A 19903-nucleotide genomic window follows, 5' to 3' on the forward strand; every position below is an offset into this window, starting at 1 on the left:
TCACCCGGCTGCGCGAGGCGCGGCGGGTGCTCGTCGCCGGCGCCGGCGGCGGCTTCGACGTCTACGCCGGTCTGCCGCTGGCGCTGGCCCTGCGGTCGGCGGGCAAGGACGTCCATCTGGCCAACCTGTCCTTCTCCGACCTGTACGGCCTGCCCACCGAGGTCTGGCTGGAGCCGGAGGTCGCCGCGGTGCGCCCGGACACCCCGGTGCGCGGCGACTACTTCCCCGAGGGCACCCTGGCCCGCTGGCTGGACCGGCACGGCCTGCCGTCAACGGTGTACGCGTTCACGCGGACCGGTGTGGCCCCGCTGCGGGACGCCTACCGGGCGCTGCTGGACCGTCTGGGCGGGGTGGACGCGGTGGTGCTGGTGGACGGCGGCACCGACATCCTCATGCGGGGCGACGAGCACGGGCTGGGCACACCCGAGGAGGACATGGCCAGCCTGGCCGCCGTGGCGGACCTCGACGGGGTCGAACACCGGCTGGTGGTGTGCCTCGGCTTCGGCGTGGACGCCTACCACGGGGTCAACCACGCGCTGGTGCTGGAGAACCTGGCCGCGCTGGACCGCGAGGGCGCCTACCTCGGCGCGTTCTCCGTGCCGCGCGACAGCCGCGAGGGCGCCCTGTACCTGGACGCGGTGGCCCACGCCCAGGAGCACACCCCGGGGCATCCCAGCATCGTCAACGGCTCCGTCGCCGCCGCCGTGCGCGGCGACTTCGGTGATGTGCGGTTCACCGAGCGCACCAAGGACGGCGAACTGTTCGTCAACCCGCTCATGGCGCTGTACTTCTGCGTGGACGCCGTCGCCCTGGCCCGCCGCAACCTGTACCTCGACCGGCTCCGGGACACCGTCCTGATGCGTCAGATCAGCAGCCGGATAGAGGAGTTCCGCGACGAGCTGCCCCGGCTGCGGCAGCCCCGCGCCTTCCCCCACTGACCTCCCCCCCACTGAGGACGGCGGCCGCGGAGACGGCCGGGGGCGTTCAGGTGTACGGCGTGCGACCGCCGCTCCGACCGGAGGAGGCATCACACGAATGGTCCGCATGGGCACGGGCATGCTGTGAACGAGGTCACTTCCGATGGGCCGTGCCGGATCCAGCCCGGAGGCCCGAAGTGCCGACCCGCCCGCCCGCCTCCCACGAAGGACATGTGGTCTTGGCTCTCACCTACCCTGACGCTCCATCAGCCCGCCGTCCCGGGCGTTCCTGGACGATCCGTGTGGTCGGGCACCGGGACCGTACCGCGTCGGTCACCTGCTCCTCGGCGTGCGCCATGCCGCCGCGCTCCCGCGACCTCGCGGCCCTGCGCCGCTTCGCCGAGGCCCATGCCGCCGCCCACGCGCGCGCGGCGGCGGTGCGCCCCGACGCCGCCTGCTCGTGCCGCCGCCAGCGGTGTGCGCTGCACGAGGGCACCCGGGTCGCCTGTGCGGGCACGGTGGTGCTCGTCCTGCGGCACGATCCGGCCGTCGGCCAGGTGTGGACGCTGAGCGAGGTGTGCTCCGCCTGCGCCCCGCTGATGCCGCACACCCGTGTGGTGGGCCGCCCGGCCCGCCCCGCCGACCCCGGCGGTCCCCCGCGCGCGGACAGCGAGCCGGGCGGCCTGCCCGCACCGCCCCCGAGCGTGGCGCCGCCGCGTCTCGTGCCGGGCGGCTTCAGCGCCCCCGCGGCGGGCGCCGGCTCACCCGCCGAGCGGACCACGTCCCGCCGGCGCGACCTCGGCAGACGGGGCGGCCGGGCGGGGGCCGGCAACGGCGGTGGCTGAACGCGGACCGCTCTCGCCCCCTGCTCGCCGCCCCCGCCGGCTCATGGCCGTGGCCTCGGCGGAAGCACCGTCCGGCTCGGCGCGGGAGGACCGGGACGGCCGTCCCGGACACGCGGGCAGGGCCCGCCCCGACGCGGATGGTGGGCGGGCCCTGTCCGCCGGGTCGATTGTGGGGGCCCGGGCCGGCGGGGACCACGGGTGCGCGGCGGCGACCGTGGTGAACGCCGCACACCCCGTGCGCGCCGATCGCACGGCCCACTTGCTAGACGGGCCGCGACCGGCGACGGCTACGGCAGCACCGAGTCGACGTAGCCACCGTCGGCCCGCAGCGCGCCGCCGGTGGTGGCGGAGGCCAGCGGGGAGCTGAGGTAGACGACGAGGTGGGCGATCTCCTCGGGTTCGATGAGCCGCCGGAGCAGTGACTGGGGGCGGTGGTCGCGCATGAAGAGGCCCTGTGCCTCGTCCCAGGGCAGATCGGCGCCGACCAGCTCCCGCACGAACTCCTCGACACCCTCGGTGTGCGTCGGCCCGGCGATGACGCAGTTCACGGTGACGCCGCTGCCGGCGGCCTCCTTGGCGAAGCCGCGGCTGACCGCGAGCAGCGCGGTCTTCGTCATGCCGTAGTGGATCATCTCGGGCGGGATGACGACGGCGGAGTCGCTCGCGATGTAGAGCACGCGCCCCCAGCTCCGGGCCATCATCCGGGGCAGGTAGGCCCGGGTGAGCCGCACGGCCGCCAGGACGTTGATCTCGAAGTAGCGGCGCCACTCGTCGTCGGTGATCTCCAGCGCGGGCCGGGGCTCGAAGACACCGAGGTTGTTGACCAGGATGTCGGCGGTGGGCAGCGCGTCCACCGCGCGGACCGCGCCCTCCTCGGTGGCGACGTCGGCGGCGATCGCCACGAACCGGCCGTCGGGCACCTCGGCCCGCAACTGCTCGATGCCCTTGTCGAGGCGTTCGGCGTCGCGTCCGTTGACGCCGACCATCGCGCCGGCGCGGGCCAGACCGGCCGCGATCGCCGCGCCGATGCCCTGCGAGGACCCGGTCACCAGCGCGATTCGTCCTTCGAGGTCCAGCTTCATCGGTTCGCTCCTCGTGCGGTGCGGTCGGCTGCGGTCCTGCCAGCCACCCTCGCCGACCCGGCACGTGTGCGCAGGACGACTGCTCCGCCACGGGGACGCGCGGCGGCGCGCGGGCGCGCCGTACAGGTGCCCCGATGCGCGCGCGTGACGCCTCCCGCGCGGGGGAAGGCGCACCTCGAGCGGGATTCACCGGTTTGCGCGGCCCCCCGCTCGATCACCTGCCCGCCGCGGCGACGATACTGGCAGTCGCACGTCGTCCCCCGCCCTGCCGAATGGACTCATGCTCACCTCCCCGACCGTCCCGCCCACGACCCCGTCCACCGTGTGGCTGGCGCGCGGCCGTCACACCGGGCCCGCCGCGCCGGACGTCCTGCGCAAGCACCTCCGGTCGCTCAAGGACGACGCGACCCTCCAGGACTTCCTGGAAGTCCCCGACACCGACACCGCCGAGGGCGAGCTGGCCTTCGAGGCGCGGTGGCAGGTGCCCGAGAAGGTGACCGTGCGCGCCCGGCTGACGCTCGCGCAGTGGTCGGGGCGGGGGCAGGAGTGGACGCTGGTCGCGGAGGCGGAGCGGCCCTGGGACCTGCGGTGGCCGTCGCCGGCCGCGATGTTCTGGCCCTGGGAGGCGGACACGCCGTGGGGCCATGAGACCGTCACCGGACAGCGCTACCTGGAGGCCAACCCGCTTCCGGAGGACGACAAGGAGCTGCGTCGCGCCCTGCGCAACGCGCTGCGCGACACCTGGACGGTCCATGTCGTGGTGCACGAGGCGATGACGCCCGACGAGCGGGGCCGCCGGTCGATGGTCCCGCTGCTGCCCGTCGGCCTGCACCACCGCGTGGTGGAGCACCGGGCGGCACCGCAGCAGCTGCGCACGGTCAACTGGGCGCTGCGCGAGTCCGGGGTGGAGCTGCCGCGCGGCGGCGCCCTGGTGCTGCCGGGGACGCCCGCGCCGCCCGCGTACGACGCCGCCGACCACTCGGTGCGCAGTGTGTTCCTCGACGGATCGCACCCGACCGAGCTGCTGCACGCGGTGCGCCGGTTCGCCGCGCTGCCGAAGCCGCTGCCGGACGGCGGCGAGGCCGCGCTGACCGCGCTGCGCGAGGAGTGGCAGCTGCTGACGCTGGAGGAGGAACTGGCCCGCGAGCGTCGGCTCGTGGCGATGTACCGCGAGGCGCTGGAGGCGATGACACAGTCCCGGGACCTGTACCGGGAGGCGGCCGAGCAGGCCCACGAGGCGCTGGCCGCCTACCGGGAGGCGGCCGAGGCCGGCGAGCGTCCGCAGCCGCAGGCCAAGCCGGGCGGCTCCCCCTTCCAGCAGCTCGGCCGCACCCTGGAACGGCTGCGGGAGTCGGCCAAGGCCCTGCGTCCCACACCGCCGTCCCCGCCGTCCGCCCCGGAGGTTCTGGACGTTCCCGACGCCCCGGACGCCGGGGAGGTCCCGGAGCGGGGGCGGGACGGCGGCGGCGAGGGCTCCGGGCCGGCCGGCCGCTGACCGGCCGGGCCCGGCTCAGCAGAACAGCGGCAGCCGGCCGGCGTCCGCCCCGAGCGCGCGCCGCTCCTCGGGGGTGAGCGGTGTCCGGCCGGTGGCCGCCCGCGCGTAGTGCTCGTCGCTCCAGTCCACCGGCACCGGCCGCCCCAGCAGACCGTCCAGGGTCCGCCGTACGGCGGTCAGCCCGGCGGGGGCGGGACGGGGCGCGTCGGGCAGCTCCCGCACCAGGTCCAGGTGGTGGACGGCCGCCTCGACGGTGAGGGTGGTGACCAGGTCGCCCGCGGTCAGGACGTGGCCCTGGGTGGCCACCGGTCGTGCGGGGTCGGCCGCGGCCGCCGCCGTGACGGTCGCCGCCGCGGTCTCCAGGTACAGGCCGCGCAGCGGGCCGAAGTCGAGGAACATGCTCGCGCCCACGCGTGACCAGCGCCGTCGGTGGGCCGCTCCGGCCGGGTCGGGCCGCCAGTCCCGCCAGTAGGTCACGGCGTCGCGGTCGGGCGCGGCGGAGGCGGGCGTGTGCAGGGCCACCAGGGCGCGCTGGGCGTCGGCGAGGCAGTGGAAGACCAGGTCGCGCACCGCCCATCCGGTGCAGCCGGTGGGCAGCCAGGACTCCTCGTCGCCCAGGTCCCGCACGACCGAGGCGAGCGCGCGGTAGGTCGCGCGCAGCACGGCCGCCGGGTGCGGGTCCTGGGGGTGGTGGGGGTCGGGTCGGGTCATGACGGCAGCTTAGGAAAGCGGGATTCCGGGCGGACCACAGGTGTCGTCCGGCGCGACGTGGATACGCGGGTGCCACGGCACCACGGATCGAAGGGCTCGACGACATGGGCAGCGAGCACGACCACCGCTCCGGGACGACCCTGCGCGTCAACGGCAAGCCGCACACCCTCACCGTCGACCACCGCCGGGTCCTGCTGGACGTACTGCGGGAGGACCTCGGCCTCACCGGCGCCAAGAAGGGCTGCGACCACGGGCAGTGCGGGGCGTGCACGGTCCTCGTCGACGGGCGGCGCGTCAACAGCTGTCTGCTGCTCGCGGTCGCCCTGGACGGCTGTGACGTCACCACCGTCGAGGGTCTGTCCGGGGACGGCGAGGAGCCGCACCCGCTCCAGCGGGCGTTCCTGGAGCGCGACGCCTTCCAGTGCGGCTACTGCACCCCGGGGCAGATCTGCTCGGCGGTCGGGGCGATCGCGGAGGCGGAGGCGGGCCATCCCTCGCAGGTCACCGACGCCCGGGCGCCGTACGGGCCGGTGCCGCTCGGCCGGGAGGAGATCCGTGAGCGGCTCAGCGGCAACCTGTGCCGGTGCGGCGCGTATCCCCGCATCGTCGACGCGGTCGAGGACGTGATCCGGTGAAACCTTTCGCCTATGTGCGGGCGGCGAGCCTCGCCGAGGCCGCCGACGCCTACGCCTCCCACCCCGGCGCCCGTTACCTGGGCGGCGGCACCAATCTCGTCGACCTGATGAAGCTGGGCGTCGAACAGCCGACCGCCCTCATCGACGTCACCCGGCTGCCGCTGGACGAGGTGACCGAGCTGCCGGACGGCACGCTGCGGATCGGTGCCCTGGTGCGCAACAGCGACCTCGCGGCGCACCGGCTCGTGCGCGAGCGCCACCCCGTGCTGTCGCAGGCGGTCCTCGCGGGCGCCTCGGGTCAGCTGCGCAACGCCGCCACCACGGGCGGCAACCTGCTCCAGCGCACCCGCTGCCCCTACTTCCAGGACGTGTCCAAGCCGTGCAACAAGCGCGAGCCGGGCAGCGGCTGCGGCGCCCTGGACGGCGTCCACCGCGACCACGCGGTCCTCGGGTACTCCGAGCGGTGCGTCGCGACGCACCCGTCGGATCTGGCGGTGGCGCTGGCCGCGCTGGACGCGCAGGTCGAGCTGTACGGCCTCGCGGGGGTGCGCCGGGTGCACGCCGCCGAATTCCACCGGCTGCCCGGCGACCACCCGGAGCGGGACACCGTGGTGGAGCCCGGTGAGCTGGTCACCGGCGTGCTGCTGCCGGCCGCGACGGCCGGGCTGCCGTCGGCCTACCGCAAGGCCCGCGACCGGGCGTCGTACGCCTTCGCGCTCGCCTCCGTGGCGGCGGTGCTGGAGGTGGCGGACGGTGTCGTGGCGCGGGCCGGGATCGCCTTCGGGGCGCTGGCGCACCGGCCCTGGCGGGCGTGGCGGGCCGAGGAGGCGCTGGTCGGGGCGGCGCCCACCGCGGCGGCCTTCGAGCACGCCGTCGACCTCGAGCTGTCCGCCGCCCGGCCGCTGCGCGACAACGCCTACAAGGTGCCCCTCGCCCGCAATCTCGCCCTGGACGTCCTGACGGGTCTCGTACGCCACCGGGAGGATGGATGACCGCCACCGCGGTGGGCGCTCCCGCCGAGCGCCGCGAAGGCCGGGAGAAGGTCACCGGGACCGCCCGGTACGCCGCTGAATTCCCCTCCCCGGGGCGGCTGTTCGCCCGCCCGGTGCCGGCGGAGGTGGCGCGCGGGCGGGTGACGGGCGTCGACGCGACGCGGGCGCTGGCCCAGCCGGGGGTCGTCGCCGTGCTGTCCCACGAGAACGCCCCGCGCCTCGCCGAGCCGGACGATCCCACCCTCGCCGTGCTGCAAGGGCCCGAGGTGCCGCACCGGGGCTGGTTCGTCGCCCTGGTGGTGGCCGACAGTGCGGAGGCCGCCCGGGCCGGCGCCGCCGCCGTACGCGTCGAGTGCGCCGAGGAGCCCCACGACGTCACGCTGTCGGCCACGCACCCGCACGCGTACGTCCCCGAGGAGGCGAACGGCGGATACCCGGCCGTGCGGGAACACGGCGACCCGGAGGGGGCGTTCGCGGACGCGGCCGTCCGGGTCGACGCCGGTTACCGGGTGCCGCCGCTGCACAACCACCCCATGGAGCCGCACGCCAGCACCGCGCACTGGGACGGTGAGCGGCTGACGGTGCACACCTCCAGCCAGGGCACCACGACCGTACGCGCCGTGCTCGCCGGGCTGTTCGGGCTGGACGAGGAGCGGATCACGGTCGTCGCCGAGCACGTCGGGGGCGGTTTCGGATCGAAGGGGACGCCGCGGCCGGACGTCGTGCTCGCGGTGATGGCCGCGCGGCACACCGGGCGCGCGGTCACCGTCGTCCTGCCGCGCCGCTTCCTGCCCTCGGTCGTCGGTCACCGGGCACCCACGCTGCACCGGCTGCGTCTCGGCGCGGACCCGGACGGGCGGCTGACGTCCCTCGTCCACGAGGTCACCACGCACACCTCCCGGCTGACGGAGTTCGTGGAGCAGGCGGCGACCCCGGCGCGCGTGATGTACGCCGTCCCGCACAGCCGCACCCTGCACCGGGTGGTGCCGCTCGACGTGCCCACGCCGTCCTGGATGCGCGCGCCCGGGGAGGCTCCGGGGATGTACGCCCTGGAGTCGGCCATGGACGAACTCGCCGTGGAGCTGGGCATGGACCCGGTCGAGCTGCGGATCCGCAACGAGCCGGAGACCGAGCCGGACAGCGGCCGGCCGTTCAGCAGCCGGCATCTCGTCGAGTGCCTGCGTGAGGGAGCGCGCCGGTTCGGCTGGGCCGGACGCGATCCGCGCCCGCGGTCCCGCTCCGAGGGCCCGCTGCTGATCGGGACGGGCGTGGCCGCCGCGACCTACCCGGTGATGGTGCAGCCGTCGACGGCGGCGGCGCGCGCCCTGCCCGACGGCTCCTTCCTCGTCGAGGTCAACGCGACGGACATCGGCACCGGCGCCCGTACCGTGCTCGCGCAGATCGCGGCGGACGCGCTGGGCGTCCCGCCGGAGCGGGTGCGGATCCGGGTGGGCAGCAGCGACCTGCCGTCGGCGCCGCTGGCCGGCGGCTCCTCCGGCACCGCCTCCTGGGGCTGGTCGGTCCACGACGCCTGTGTGCGGCTCGCGGAGCGCCTGACCGGCTTCCCCGGCCCGGTCCCGGAGCGGGGGCTGGTCGCCCACGCCGACACCACCGGCACGGCGGACGCCGAATCCCCTTACGCGCGGCACGCGTTCGGGGCGCACTTCGCGGAGGTCGCCGTGGACACGGTCACCGGTGAGGTACGGGCGCGCCGACTGCTGGGGGTGTACGCGGCGGGCCGCATCCTCAACGCCCGCACCGCCCGTTCCCAGTTCATCGGGGGCATGACGATGGGCCTGGGCATGGCGCTGACCGAGGGCAGCACCATGGACGCCGCCTTCGGCGACTTCACCGAGTCCGACCTGGCGTCCTACCACGTCCCCGCCCACGCCGACGTGCCGGACATCGAGGCGCACTGGGTGGAGGAGGACGATCCGCATCTCAACCCCTTGGGCGGCAAGGGCATCGGGGAGATCGGCGTCGTGGGCACGGCGGCCGCCCTCGGCAACGCCGTCCACCACGCGACGGGCGTCCGGCTGCACGCCCTGCCCCTCACGCCGGACCGGGTGCTGACGGGGTTGCTGGGGTTGTCGGAGAGCGGACGCGGGGACTGACCGGGAGGGCCGGCGGGCCGGCCCCCCGGTCGGTCTCCCGCATCCGTGCCCCCGGGAGGCGACACGCGACGCGATCGTGACCCTGAGCGCGTGCGCCGTCCGGGGGAACTCCCGTGCCGCCGGTGCGATATTCACGCCGGAAACGGGGAATTCGGGGATCGGAAACGGGGAAATCGAGAACCGGGGGAACAACCGGACACCGCGCGGCGGACCGCGCACAGGGAGGGCCCGTGGATGCGACCACCACGCTCGTCACCGTCGCCGCGGTGCTGGCGGCGGCGCTGTTCGCCGTGGCCGCCTGGGTGCTGGTACGCCTGGTCCGGGCCCGGCGGGGCCTGCGGCGGGCGGGCCTTCCCACCGGGCCGCGCTGGGTGTTCTGGGGCGCGATCGCGTACTTCGTGCTGCCGGCCGACGTGATGCCCGACCCGGTCTACCTCGACGACATCGGTGTCCTGCTGCTCGCCCTGCGCTCCCTGCGCCGCGCTCCCGACCGCGCGGGCACGGTCAACTGACCGCGCGGGAAGACGTTCTGACCGTCCGGGAAGACGTTTTCACGCCTGTTTCACATCTGTTTCACCCCTGCACCAGGCCTATCGCCCCTGCTCAGCTCCCTGCGCCGCGTCCCCTCCCCGTGATGATCACGGAGAGTAAGGAAACCAACCACCCGTTCGATTCGTATAAGTGACTGAAGGTCGCACCAATGCAGCGGGCCCGAGTGACGTCGCACAGCGGCACCGCTTGATCGAGGCAGTACCGACGAGGGAGAGACGATGCAACCGTTCGCGCTCAACTACGCACGCCCTGCGGCGGAGTTGGAGTTCGCCACTCCATACGCCTATGACCCCGGAATGCAGTTGAACGTGCTCCTCGACGGCCGGATCGCCGCCCGCGACCACGCCTTGTTGAGAGAGCTCGGGACGACGACCTCGACGGCGGGTTCCAAGACGCACTTCGACGACTGAGCGCGGGCCGACGCAAGATGACCGTGCTCATCCTGACCTGCGAGGAGGACGTCACGGCGGACATGGTGGTCGTCCACCTGAACGCCGCGGGCGTCCCCGTCGTACGGCTCGATCCCGCCGACCTCACCGGCACCGTCGCACTCTCCGGGGAGTACGTGCACGGTGCCTTCCGGGCCCATCTGTCGTCCGCCGGACGGCTGGTCAGCCTCGACTCGCTGCGGTCCGTGTGGGTCCGCCGGCCCGGGGCGGCGGCGGCCCGGGCACCCCAACCGTCCGCCTGGCTCACGGAGGAGGCCTCACAAGCGCTGTACGGCATGCTCCGCGGCAGCGGGGCACGCTGGATGAACCATCCGGACGCGGCCCTGCGCGCCCGGCACAAGCCCTGGCAGCTGCGGCTCGCCCAGCGCAGCGGGCTGCCGGTGCCGGCGACGCTCATCACGACGTTCCCGCAGGCCGCGCGCGACTTCGCGGAACGCTACCCGGACCTGGTGGTCAAGCCGGTGTCCGGGGCGCATCCGCAGGATCCGCCGCGGGCGGTGCCGACCACCCGGGTCCCACCCGGCACGGACTTCGCCGCCGTCGCCTACGGGCCCACCCTGCTCCAGCGCCGGGTGGCCAAGCGGGCCGACATACGGCTGACGGCGGTGGGCGACCGGCTGCTGGCCGCCCGCAAGGCGACGTCCCCGGACGGCGACCCGGAGGTGGTGGACGTGCGGTTCGCGCCCTCCACCGAGCCGTGGTCGCCGGTCGAGGTGCCGCACCGCCTCGGCGAGGCCGTGCGGACGTATCTGCGCGATGCCGAACTGGCCTACGGGGCCTTCGACTTCGCGGAGGACGCGGATGGGACCTGGTGGTTCCTGGAGTGCAACCAGTCGGGTCAGTTCGGCTTCGTCGAGGTGGACACCGGCCAGCCGATCGCCCGGACCATCGCCGAGTGGCTCGCCGGGCCGCCCGCGCGGACGGCGGACCGGGCTCCCCGGCCCGCCAACCGCTGCGGCTCCGCGGTGTCCTGAGCCGGGGCGGCGGGGGCCGGGGAGGACATGCGCTCAGACGGTCAGGAACAGCCCGTCCTCGTCCTTCTCGGCTTCCGCCGCCGATGCCGGGGCGGTGTCGGCGGCCGCCGTGCGCGGAGCCGGGGTCTTCCCCGGCGCGCGCCCGGCCGGGGGCCTGACCGCCGCGGCCAGCAGGGCGTCGGCCGCGGCGATCGCTTCCCGGACGTCGGAGGTGCCCATGAGGACGCACAGCGTGTACGTGACGTCCTCCAGTTCGCGGGCCGTCGCCGGCCTCGCCCTCTCCGCCTGATCGATCTTCAGCGACGCGAACCGGGTCAGCAAGGTCCTGACGGTCTTCGGGTCCGGAACGATCACGAGCGCCCCTCTCTCCAGGTGTGTGCGCAGCGTGTGCCCGGACCCGGGCGTTTCATGCACGTGGGAGGCACATCTCACCCGCCGGGGGCACGGTTTTCGCCACACGGCCCACAGGTCAGGCGGCGTCCAGCTCGGCCAGTTCCTCCGCGGTGAGGACCAGCTCGGTCGCGGCCACCGAGTCACGGGTCGTCTCCGGGCGGCTTGCGCCCGGGATCGGCACGACCACCGGCGACTTGGCGAGCATCCAGGCCAGGCAGACGCGCTGCGGGCTCACCCCGTGCGCCGCGGCGATCCGGGCGAACGGCGCGTGGGCGGAGCCCAGTTCGCCGGCGCGGGAGATGCCGCCGAGCGGACTCCACGGCAGGAAGGCGATGCCGAGTTCGTCGCACAGCCGCAGCTCGGCCTCGCTGGAGCGGAACGCCGGGGAGAACTGGTTCTGCACGGACACCAGTCGGCCGCCCAGGATGTCGTCGGCCTGCCTGATCTGCTCGGGGTCGGCGTTGGAGACGCCGGCGCGCAGGATCTTGCCCTCGTCGAGCAGGTCGCGCAGCGCGCCGACGGACTCGGCGTAGGGGACGCGCGGGTCGGGGCGGTGGAACTGGTAGAGGCCGATCGCCTCCACGCCGAGCCGCCGCAGGGACGCCTCGCAGGCCGCCTTGAGGTGCTCGGGGCTGCCGTCGAGGGTCCAGCTGCCGTCGCCCGGGCGCAGATGACCGCCCTTGGTGGCGACCAGGACGTCACCGCCCCGATCGTGGGTGGCGAGGGCCTTGGCGATCAGGGTCTCGTTGTGGCCGACCTCGTCGGCGTCGCGGTGGTAGGCGTCGGCGGTGTCGATCAGTGTGACGCCGGCGTCGAGGGCGGCGTGCAGGGTGGCGAGGGAGCGGGTCTCGTCGGGACGGCCCTCGATCGACATGGGCATCGCGCCCAGGCCGACGGCGCTGACCTCGACGTCACCGATGCGGCGGGTGTGCATGGGCTGGTGACCTCTTTCCGGCTGTCGCGTGGAGGCAAGTCCGGTGCGCCCCAAGGGGATCGCGGCGCACCGGAAGCACTCGCTCCAGCCTGGCCCGGCCGTCGTCCGAGGTCCAACGCGAGAAAGCGAACGCATTCAGCAGCGGGGGCGCTGAATGCCGCCGGGTCAGGCTCGGTCCGCCGCCACCAGGGCCAGGCTGATCTCCACCACGTCGACCGGACGGGACAGGGAGCGGCCGGTGAGGTGTTCGTAGCGGCGCAGACGGTTCAGGACGGTGTTGCGGTGGCAGTACAGCCGCTCCGCCGCCCGTTGCGCGGAGCCGTCGCAGGCCAGCCAGGTGGCGAGCGTGTCCAGGAGGACGGTCGCGTCGGCGGGTTCCAGGGCGCGGAGCGGACCGAGCGCGCGTTCGGCGAGGGCGGCGCCGAGGTCGGGTGCGGAGACCACCAGGGCGGCGGGCAGATGCTCGGTGAGCCGCAGGGTGCCGCCGGTCCGCGGGCACATCCGCAGCGCGGTGTCGGCGAGCCGGCGGGCGTCCCCGACGGCGGCCAGTCCCGACACGGCCGTGCTGACGCCCACGCGGGCGGCGGACGGAGGGCACCGGGTGGGGTCGTCGGCATCGACGCCGGCGCCGTCGCCACCGCTGCCGCCCTCACCGTCCCCCGGCCTCTCCTCGGATCCGTCGAGGAGCACGATGCCGTAGTCCACCTCCACTCCGGTGTGCCAGTGGACCCGTCCCCGTGCCTCCCGCCCGGCGGCGGCGCGCGCGGCCGCGGCCTCGGACGGGGAGCCGCCGGCCACCGCCACCACCGCGTAGCGGCCCTGCTCGGGCAGGCCCAGGGCGTGCGCGGTCTCCGGCAGGTCGGCGATGCGGCTGGTGCCGTCGAGGAGGGCGGCGGTCAGCAGCCGCAGCCGGTTCTCGCGCCGCCAGGCCAGCTGCCGTTCGACCTGACGGTAGGCGTCCGCGACGAGGGTGCAGTGCTCGTCGACGAAGTTCCACACGTCGGCGGCGACGTGCACGAGCAGGCGCACGTCCTCGGGGGCGGTGCGGGAGGTCTCCTCGACCAGGCCCTGCCACACCAGCGCCCCGCCCAGCCGGAAGGCGTGCAGCAACGCGTCCAGCGGCAGCCCCTGTTCGGCGCGGGTGGCGCCGGTCCGCCAGGAGCAGCGGCGCGCCGCGTCCCGGTTGCCGCGCGGGTCGAGCAGTGAGGACACACTGTGCCGCAGCGAGCGGTGCACCTCCTGCCAGGTGGCGCCGGGGTCGCTCTCCATGGCCGCGCGGTAGGCGGGTTCCTGGTCCTGGAGTACGGCGACCAGCCGGTCGGTGAGGTCGGGCAGTTCGTCCAGCAGGACGCGTGCGGAGCGGTGCAGCACGCGCAGGGCGTCGGCGTCGGTCAGCGACCGCACGCGCCGTGGGCGCGGGCGCGGGCGTGGTGTCGTGGCGGTCGGTGCCGTCGCGGTCGGTACCGGGTGCGACACGGTGCGGGGCCGTGGGGCGTGGGGCATCGCGGTCCTCCCCCAGGGTCGGTGTCCCGGCGGCTGTGCGGCGGGGCTCCTCGTGGCCCGGGGTCGGCCGTGGAGTCCGCGCGGTCCCCGCCGGCTGGCTCGTCCTGCCTCGAAGGATGACATACCGTCCGGTCGGTCCCTAGGGGTGTGCACCGGTCCTTTCCGCCTGCTGGACCAGGCGTGCCAGTTCGACGCGGGAGCGCACACCGAGCGTGGCGAAGACCTTCCGCAGGTGGTAGTCGACGGTGCGAGTGCTGACGGACAGGGTGAGGGCCACCTCCCGGTTGGTGGCGCCCTCGGCGACGCACCGGGCGATCCGCAGTTGCTGCGGTGTCAGGACCGACAGGGCCGGCGGGGCGGTCAGGCCGAAGGGGACATGGTGGGCGGCCGCCGCCCGTCCTCGCGGTCCGGCCGCCGACACCCCGTTCGCCCGCAGCTCGTCCCGCGCCTGGTCGGCCCAGGGGCGGGCGCCGCAGCGTTCGAAGCCGACCAGGGCGGCGCCGAGGCGGTCGCGGGCCTCACTGAGCCGGCGTCGGCGGCGCAGCCACCGGCCGTGCAGGAGTTCGGTGCGGGCCCGTTCGAAGTCGCCGCCCGCGCTGTCGTGCCGGTCGAGGGCCCGCCGGTAGAGCGCGTCGGCCCGGTCCGGCGGGGCCAGCAGGGCCTGGCAGCGCAGCAGTTGGGCGGGGGCGTGCGGGTCGGCGCCGAGTCCGGCCCAGCGGGCGAGGTCGGCGACGGCGGTGCGGGCGCCGTCGGGGCGGCCGGCGCGGACGGCGGCCTCGACGAAGCACGGCACGGCGAGCATCCACACCGCGAAGTGCCCCCGTCGTGGGCCCGGGCCCACCAGTGGGCCGAGCCGCTCGGCGGCCTCCCGGGGGCGGCCGTGGGCCAGGTCGGCACGGGCGGCCGCCCACTCCGCCAGCGTCGCGGCCTGGGCCAGGCCGTGCCGCCGGGCGGTTCTCAGCGCGGCGTCCGCGTGGGCGGCGACCAGTCCGCTCTCCCCCTCGATCGACGCGGCCAGCGCCAGCACGGCGTGGTGGTGGGCGGCGGTGTTGCGCTGCCCGGCCCGGTGCGCGGCGCGCAGCCCTTCCTCGGCGTGGGCGCGGGCGACGGCGTGCCGCCCGGCGCGCAGTTCGGCGTAGGCGAGGTACTCGCGGGCCCGGGGAACGATCGTGGCGGCGGCGTGGGTGCGGGCGGCGGCCAGGGCCCGCGCGGCCGAGTGGCGGGCGGCGTCGACGTCGCCCAGCATCAGGGCGGCGGTGGCGGCGCGCAGGGCCTCCTCGGGTGCGTCGGCCTCCGCGGCGGGCTCGATCACATGCCGCAGCGACCGCGCGGCGCGTGCGACGTGCCCGGCGAGCAGGGCGTGGGCGCCGAGCCGGTAGTCGTGCACGGTCCGGGGCCGGGGCCCGGCCACCTCACCGCACCGGTCGAGCGCCCCGCGACAGCCCGCCGGGTCGCCGCCGGCCCAGGCCGCGTCGAAGGCGCCGAGCGCCGCGGCGCCGGCCGCCGCGGGGTCCCGGCCGGCCAGCAGGGAGGCGGCGAGCAGCAGGGAGGCCTGGGCCTCGTCGACGGGACCGTCGTGCAGCGCCACCGTCCCGCGCAGCAGTTCGGCGCGGCCCCTCACGTCGGGGGGTGCGGAGCCGGCGCGTGCCGCGTCCAGCAGCCGCCGGGCCCGGTGCGCGCGGCCGGCGAGCAGCGCCTGCTCGGCGGCGGCCGTGCGGTGCTCGGCGCGTTCCCGTGCGCCGTCGGCCAGTTCGGCGGCCCGGGTGTACGCCGCGCACCGCCGGGCGGGACCGCCCGCCTCGGCCGCGGCCAGGGCGAGTTCGGCCGCCGGGCCGGGCCCCGGCTCGGCCCGGGACCAGGAGCGGTGCAGCAGCACGCGCAGGGCCGGCCCGCCCTCGTCCTCCAGGGCGTGGGCCAGCGCGCGGTGCACGGCCCGGCGCCGCTCGTGCGGGGCCCCGGCGTACACGGCCCTGCGCAGCAGTTCGCTGCGGAACCGGACCGCGCCGTCGGCGGACATGAGCAGATCGGGCAGTGACGGGGAGCCGCCGTCACGCAGCCGGCCGACGGCGCGCAGGACGGTGTCCACGTCGGCCGGCGCGTCCTCGTCGTCCCGTGCGGCGGCCGCCACCGTGAGCAGGACGTCGTGCTGCTCGGGCGTGAGCCCGGACAGGTGTCGGCCCACCAGGCCGGTCAGGACCCCGGCGTCGGCCAGCGGCCGGGGCAGCGGGCGGTCGCCGCGCACCTGGGCGGGCGAGAGCCGCCGGACGAGGGCGAAGAGCAGTGCCGGGTTGCCCTCGGCCGCGTCGACCAGGTCGTCCCGGACGCCCCCGTCGACGTCCCCGCGGGTCACCTCGTCGAGCAGGTCGGCCGCCTCGGCCGGGGAGAGTGGATCCAGTTGTCTCACCGGCAGCCGGGCGAACTCCCGTCCGAGCGGCCGGTGTCCGGGGACGGTGAGGAGCAGGCGCACGTCCGTGCTCGCGCACAGTTGGGCGGCGGCCCGGCCGAGCGCGGCGCGGGAGGGGGCGTCCCACAGGTGCGCGTCGTCGACGCACACCAGCAGCGGTGCGCGGGCGGCGACGGCCCGGAGGGTTTCCAGCAGTCCACGCCGCATGCCCGCGGTGGGGTCGCCGAGGGTGTGCAGCAGGCTGCGCAGACCGGAGTAGGGGACGGCGGACCGCGCCGGGTCGGCCCGTACGTGCGCCACCGGCCCGGCGGTGAAGGTGCGGGCGGCCCGGTCGAGGAAGCGGGTGCGGCCGCAGCCGGGTTCGCCGGTCACCACCCGGGCCCCGGCCCCGAACCGGTCCGGCGTCGCACGGTGCCGCGGGCCGTCCGGGCGGGGCGGTGGCGGGACGGGACGTGTGGTCGTCTGTCCGCTCATTCCCGCGACGTTACGCACGCGCGGGGCGGGGCGGAAGCCGTGCGTCCACGCGGTCCGGGGCGCGCTTTCGCCCCGCCACCTGCGGGTTCACGGGTGACGGGGCCGGGCGCGGCTTGTGCCGGTGCCCAACGCGCGGCGGCACGCGCCGGGCACCGGCACAACCGCGCCGGGGTGCGGGGTCAGGAGGTGTGCGGGCAGTTGCCCCGGTACTCCTCGATGGTGGTGCTCGGGCCCGGCAGCGGGCACAGGAACTGCTCGTAGCGGGTGTCGTTGTCGATGAACCGCTTCAGCCAGGACACGCTGTACTTCGCGATCGTCGTGTTCGGCGTGTTCGGGGCGAGGTGGCCGGCGCCGTTCAGCTCCAGGTAGGCACGGTCCAGCGCGGACGGCAGACTGCCGTAGAACGGCTCGGCGTGGTCGGCCACGGGGGCGATGGTGTCGCCGTCGGCACCGACGATCAGGGTGGGGGTGGCCACCTCGGGCCAGGTCTTGTCGAGGTGCCACGGCGTCAGCGGGATCGCGGCCTGGAGCGCGGGCCGGCTCTTCGCGGCCGCCAGGCTTCCGCCACCGCCCATCGAGTGCCCCATGACGCCGAGCCGGGTGGCGTCGACGCGGGAGCGCACGGAGCTGGTCCCGGTGAGGTAGTCGAGAGCGGCGAGCAACTGGCGTCCGCGCGAGTCGGGCTGGTCCAGGGTGGTGAGGGTGTCGATGGTGAAGACGACGAAGCCCTGGGAGGCCAGGCGCGGCCCCAGCCAGGCGATGGACGCCTGGGTGCCCGTGAAGCCGGGCGAGACGGCGACCGCGCCGAAGGTGCCGTCGGCGGTGCTCGTCGGGTAGTAGATCGTGCCGCCGCCGAAACCGGTGACGGCCAGGGAGGAGACGGTGGTCTGCGAGACGGCGTAGGGGCCGCGCGCCGCCTCGATGCTCGCGGTGGTCGGCGCCGGGCCGCGCTCGTAGGGGTTGTCCGCGGCGTGCGCCCCGGGGCCGCCGAGGGTGGTGAGGCCGACGACCGCGGCGACGGCCGCCGCCGCGGCGGCGATCCGTCCGGGCCTGCGGTGGGGGGAACCGGTGGACACGCCGGGGGCGGCACCGGTGCGCGCTTGCTGCTGCACGACGAGGCGTCCTCTCTGTCGCGACGGCCCGCCCGGCCGGCGGGCCCGTCGACGGGCTGGCGGTGCCACTGTCGGGGGTCGTCCGGCGCGCGGGGACCGGCAAAGTCACCGGTCTCCCCGAAAGCCGACGGGACCGACGGCCCGCGAAGTCGCCCTGTCCGGCAGGTGGCCTGAGAAGGACCGCCGTCCCCACGAGCGGACCGGCCTGGCCGCCTGGGAGGGATCGCCGCACCACGGCCGGAGCGCGCGAGCGCCTTGAGAGGGACGGCCCTCCCACCACCCGACCGGACGAGCGCCATGACACCAACCGCCCTCCCACGACCCGCGCGGGCGAGCGCCTAGACGCAACCGGCCTCCCACCTCCCGGGCAAGCGAGCGCCTTGAGAGGGGCCGCCCTCCCACGACCGAGCAGGCGAGCGCCCTGAGAGGGACGCCTCCCACGGCCGGAACGGGCGAGCGCCTAGACGCAACCGGCCTCCCACCTCCCGGGCGAGCGAGCGCCTTGAGAGGGGTCGCTCTCCTGCGGGCGGAGTGGGCGGGCGCCTATCCTCGGCCGCGACCACGCGACAGCTGTCGCGCCGCCCGACAGCGGGGAGCAGGCCGGTGACCGAGGAGCCCGAACCGCCGGCGGGCGGCACGCCGGCCGCGACGCTGCGGTCGTTGCTGGCCTTCGAGGACGGCGACGCGCTGCGCCTGCTGTGCGCGCCCGCGTCCCCCGACGTCGTCGTGCGCCGGGTCGCCGTCGGGGCGGACGACCTGACACCCCGCCAGGACGGCACCCTGTTGCTGGCGGTGGGGGCGGCCCCCGACGCGGCGACCGTGCGGGAGGCGGCCCGGCAGGGCGCGTGCGCCGTGGTCCTGGGCGACGCGGGTCCGGCCGGCGCGGACGTGGTGGCGGCGGCCCGGGAGACCGGGGTGGCGCTGCTCGCCCGCGCCGAGGGCACCGACTGGGCGCAGACGGCCGCGCTGCTCAGGTCGGCCCTGTCCTTTCTCGGCGCGGGTCACGCCGATCACGCCGACGCGTCGCGCCATCCCGAGGCGATCCCGTCCCTGGCCGTGCTGGCGGCCCGGGTCGCCGGACAGGTGAGGGGGTCGATCACCATCGAGGACACGCGGTTGCGGGTGCTGGCCCACTCCGCGACCGGCCCCGGCGCCGATCCGCTGCGCCGGGCCGTCATCCTCGGCGGCCGGGTGCCCGAGTGGCGCGTCGCCGAGCTGCGCCGCAGCGGCCTCCTGCGCGCCCTGTGGACCTCACGGGACGTCATCTACCGGCCCGCCGACGGCGACACACCCGAACGGCTGGTCGTCGCGGTGCGCAGCGGGACGGAGGTCCTCGGGTCGATCTGGGCCGCCGCCGACGGCGCCGCACTGGCCCCGGACGCGGCCCGCCATCTGCGCACGGCCGCCGGACTGGCCGCCCCGCTCCTGGTGCGCGAGCGGCTGCGCGAGAGCGGTACGGCGCACCGCCGGGAGGCCGCGCTGCGCGGTCTGCTGCACGGACTCGGGGACCTGCGCACCCACGCCTGGTCGCTGGGTCTGTCGCCGGACGCGCCGTGCGCGGTGGTCGTGGCCGAACGGGCGGCCGGGGCCCGGGACGGCGACCGCTCTCTGGACGTGCTGGTGCTGGAGCTGGCGGCGCACCGGCCCGGCACCGGCGTGCTGCGGGACGGCGACCGGCTGACGCTGCTGCTCACCGGTGCGGCGTCGGCCGCGGCCCACGAGGCCGCCGTGCGGGCCGTGGTCCGCGACCTGGACGCGGCGGTGTCGTCGCTGCCCGACGGTGGGCCGGTGTGGCTGGGCGTCGGGCCGGTCGTCCCGCCGGAGCGGGCGGCGCGGTCGCACGAGCGGGCCGCGCTGGTCGTCAGGGCGCTGCGGGAGCGGGAGGCGCGGGCGCTCGCCGGGGGCGACTCCCGGCCGCCGCGGTGGGCGGACTCCGCCGGGGTGGGCGCGTCGGTGGAGGTGCTGCGGATCCTGGACGCGGTGCGTCCGCTCTGGGAGTCCGGCGCCGGCCCGGTCCACGACCTGATCCGCGCCGACCTCGCCGCCGGCGGCGACCTCGTGCGGACGCTCGCGGCGTACCTCGACGCCGGGGGCGACGTACCGGCGGCGGCCCGGCGTCTCACCGTGCACCCCAACACCCTGCGCTACCGGCTCGCCCGCGTCCGCGACCGCCACGGCGTGGACCCGGACGACCCCGACACACGCCTGCTGCTGACCCTCGCGACCCGGCTCGTCCTTCCCCCGGCGCTGTGAGAACCGTCCGCCTTCCCGCGAGGACTGTGCGTGGGTACGAAGAGTGCGGTGGATTTTGTGGGGG

Annotated in this window: 17 protein-coding genes; 10 read left to right on the forward strand and 7 right to left on the reverse strand. The window is 76.0% G+C overall.

The features are described 5' to 3' along the window. Positions 1-938: DUF1152 domain-containing protein (locus tag ALMP_RS07470; protein WP_264925437.1), on the forward strand; the 938-nt coding region annotated here is incomplete at its 5' end. Between the two features lie 212 nt (positions 939-1150). Beyond that, on the forward strand, positions 1151-1762 hold the full coding sequence (locus ALMP_RS07475; RefSeq protein ID WP_375803455.1) for a hypothetical protein: 612 nt from the start codon (positions 1151-1153) through the stop codon (positions 1760-1762). A gap of 287 nt (positions 1763-2049) precedes the next feature. On the opposite strand, the gene ALMP_RS07480 is transcribed toward ALMP_RS07475, so the two are convergent. After that, on the reverse strand, positions 2050-2844 hold the full coding sequence (locus ALMP_RS07480) for an SDR family NAD(P)-dependent oxidoreductase (protein ID WP_264925439.1): 795 nt from the start codon (positions 2842-2844) through the stop codon (positions 2050-2052). A gap of 280 nt (positions 2845-3124) precedes the next feature. Between ALMP_RS07480 and ALMP_RS07485 the strand changes: the two genes are divergently transcribed. Further along, entirely contained in the window at positions 3125-4339 is a 1215-nt protein-coding gene (locus ALMP_RS07485) for a hypothetical protein (protein WP_264925440.1), read from the forward strand. Between the two features lie 15 nt (positions 4340-4354). Here ALMP_RS07485 and ALMP_RS07490 read toward each other — a convergent pair whose 3' ends face one another. Further along, positions 4355-5050, reverse strand: coding sequence for a maleylpyruvate isomerase N-terminal domain-containing protein (locus tag ALMP_RS07490; protein WP_264925441.1), 696 nt, complete (start codon positions 5048-5050; stop codon positions 4355-4357). A gap of 104 nt (positions 5051-5154) precedes the next feature. Here ALMP_RS07490 and ALMP_RS07495 point away from each other — a divergent pair, with 104 nt between their 5' ends. From ALMP_RS07495 to tgmB, 6 genes are all read left to right on the forward strand, one after another. Next, positions 5155-5685, forward strand: coding sequence for a (2Fe-2S)-binding protein (locus ALMP_RS07495; RefSeq protein ID WP_264925442.1), 531 nt, complete (start codon positions 5155-5157; stop codon positions 5683-5685). After that, complete coding sequence (locus ALMP_RS07500; RefSeq protein ID WP_264925444.1) at positions 5682-6677, forward strand: xanthine dehydrogenase family protein subunit M; 996 nt, start codon at positions 5682-5684, stop codon at positions 6675-6677. Before ALMP_RS07495 ends, ALMP_RS07500 begins: the two co-directional genes overlap by 4 nt. Next, complete coding sequence (locus tag ALMP_RS07505; RefSeq protein ID WP_264925445.1) at positions 6674-8791, forward strand: xanthine dehydrogenase family protein molybdopterin-binding subunit; 2118 nt, start codon at positions 6674-6676, stop codon at positions 8789-8791. Before ALMP_RS07500 ends, ALMP_RS07505 begins: the two co-directional genes overlap by 4 nt. A 230-nt stretch (positions 8792-9021) precedes the next feature. Continuing rightward, positions 9022-9303 carry a DUF1232 domain-containing protein gene (locus ALMP_RS07510; protein ID WP_264925446.1) on the forward strand — a complete coding sequence of 94 codons (282 nt, stop codon included), beginning with the start codon at positions 9022-9024 and terminating at the stop codon, positions 9301-9303. A gap of 258 nt (positions 9304-9561) precedes the next feature. Further along, positions 9562-9753: a putative ATP-grasp-modified RiPP gene (tgmA, locus tag ALMP_RS07515; RefSeq protein WP_264925447.1), complete on the forward strand. Its 192-nt coding sequence runs from the start codon at positions 9562-9564 to the stop codon at positions 9751-9753. Between the two features lie 17 nt (positions 9754-9770). After that, positions 9771-10766 (forward strand): ATP-grasp ribosomal peptide maturase, encoded by a 996-nt coding sequence (gene tgmB, locus ALMP_RS07520; protein ID WP_264925448.1) that lies wholly within the window; start codon positions 9771-9773, stop codon positions 10764-10766. Positions 10767-10799: 33 nt separating this feature from the next. Here the strand turns inward: tgmB and ALMP_RS07525 are convergent, their stop codons facing one another. The 5 genes from ALMP_RS07525 to ALMP_RS07545 all read right to left on the reverse strand — a co-directional run bounded on the left by ALMP_RS07525 (position 10800) and on the right by ALMP_RS07545 (position 17586). Beyond that, a complete protein-coding gene (locus ALMP_RS07525) occupies positions 10800-11120 on the reverse strand; it encodes a DUF5133 domain-containing protein (RefSeq protein ID WP_264925449.1) in 321 nt (106 codons plus the stop codon). 115 nt (positions 11121-11235) lie between these two features. After that, the gene (locus ALMP_RS07530) at positions 11236-12093 is read right to left on the reverse strand and encodes an aldo/keto reductase (protein WP_264925450.1); all 858 of its coding nucleotides are present in this window, start codon (positions 12091-12093) and stop codon (positions 11236-11238) included. A gap of 165 nt (positions 12094-12258) precedes the next feature. Further along, on the reverse strand, positions 12259-13596 hold the full coding sequence (locus ALMP_RS07535) for a CdaR family transcriptional regulator (RefSeq protein ID WP_264925451.1): 1338 nt from the start codon (positions 13594-13596) through the stop codon (positions 12259-12261). Positions 13597-13735: 139 nt separating this feature from the next. Beyond that, on the reverse strand, positions 13736-16474 hold the full coding sequence (locus tag ALMP_RS07540) for a LuxR C-terminal-related transcriptional regulator (RefSeq protein ID WP_264925452.1): 2739 nt from the start codon (positions 16472-16474) through the stop codon (positions 13736-13738). Positions 16475-16653: 179 nt separating this feature from the next. Next, the gene (locus tag ALMP_RS07545) at positions 16654-17586 is read right to left on the reverse strand and encodes an alpha/beta hydrolase (protein ID WP_375803456.1); all 933 of its coding nucleotides are present in this window, start codon (positions 17584-17586) and stop codon (positions 16654-16656) included. A gap of 603 nt (positions 17587-18189) precedes the next feature. Here ALMP_RS07545 and ALMP_RS07550 point away from each other — a divergent pair. Continuing rightward, a complete protein-coding gene (locus tag ALMP_RS07550; RefSeq protein WP_264925453.1) occupies positions 18190-19839 on the forward strand; it encodes a CdaR family transcriptional regulator in 1650 nt (549 codons plus the stop codon). Positions 19840-19903 lie beyond the last annotated feature (64 nt).

It is taken from the genome of Streptomyces sp. A012304, assembly GCF_026008495.1.
Classification (GTDB): domain Bacteria; phylum Actinomycetota; class Actinomycetes; order Streptomycetales; family Streptomycetaceae; genus Streptomyces.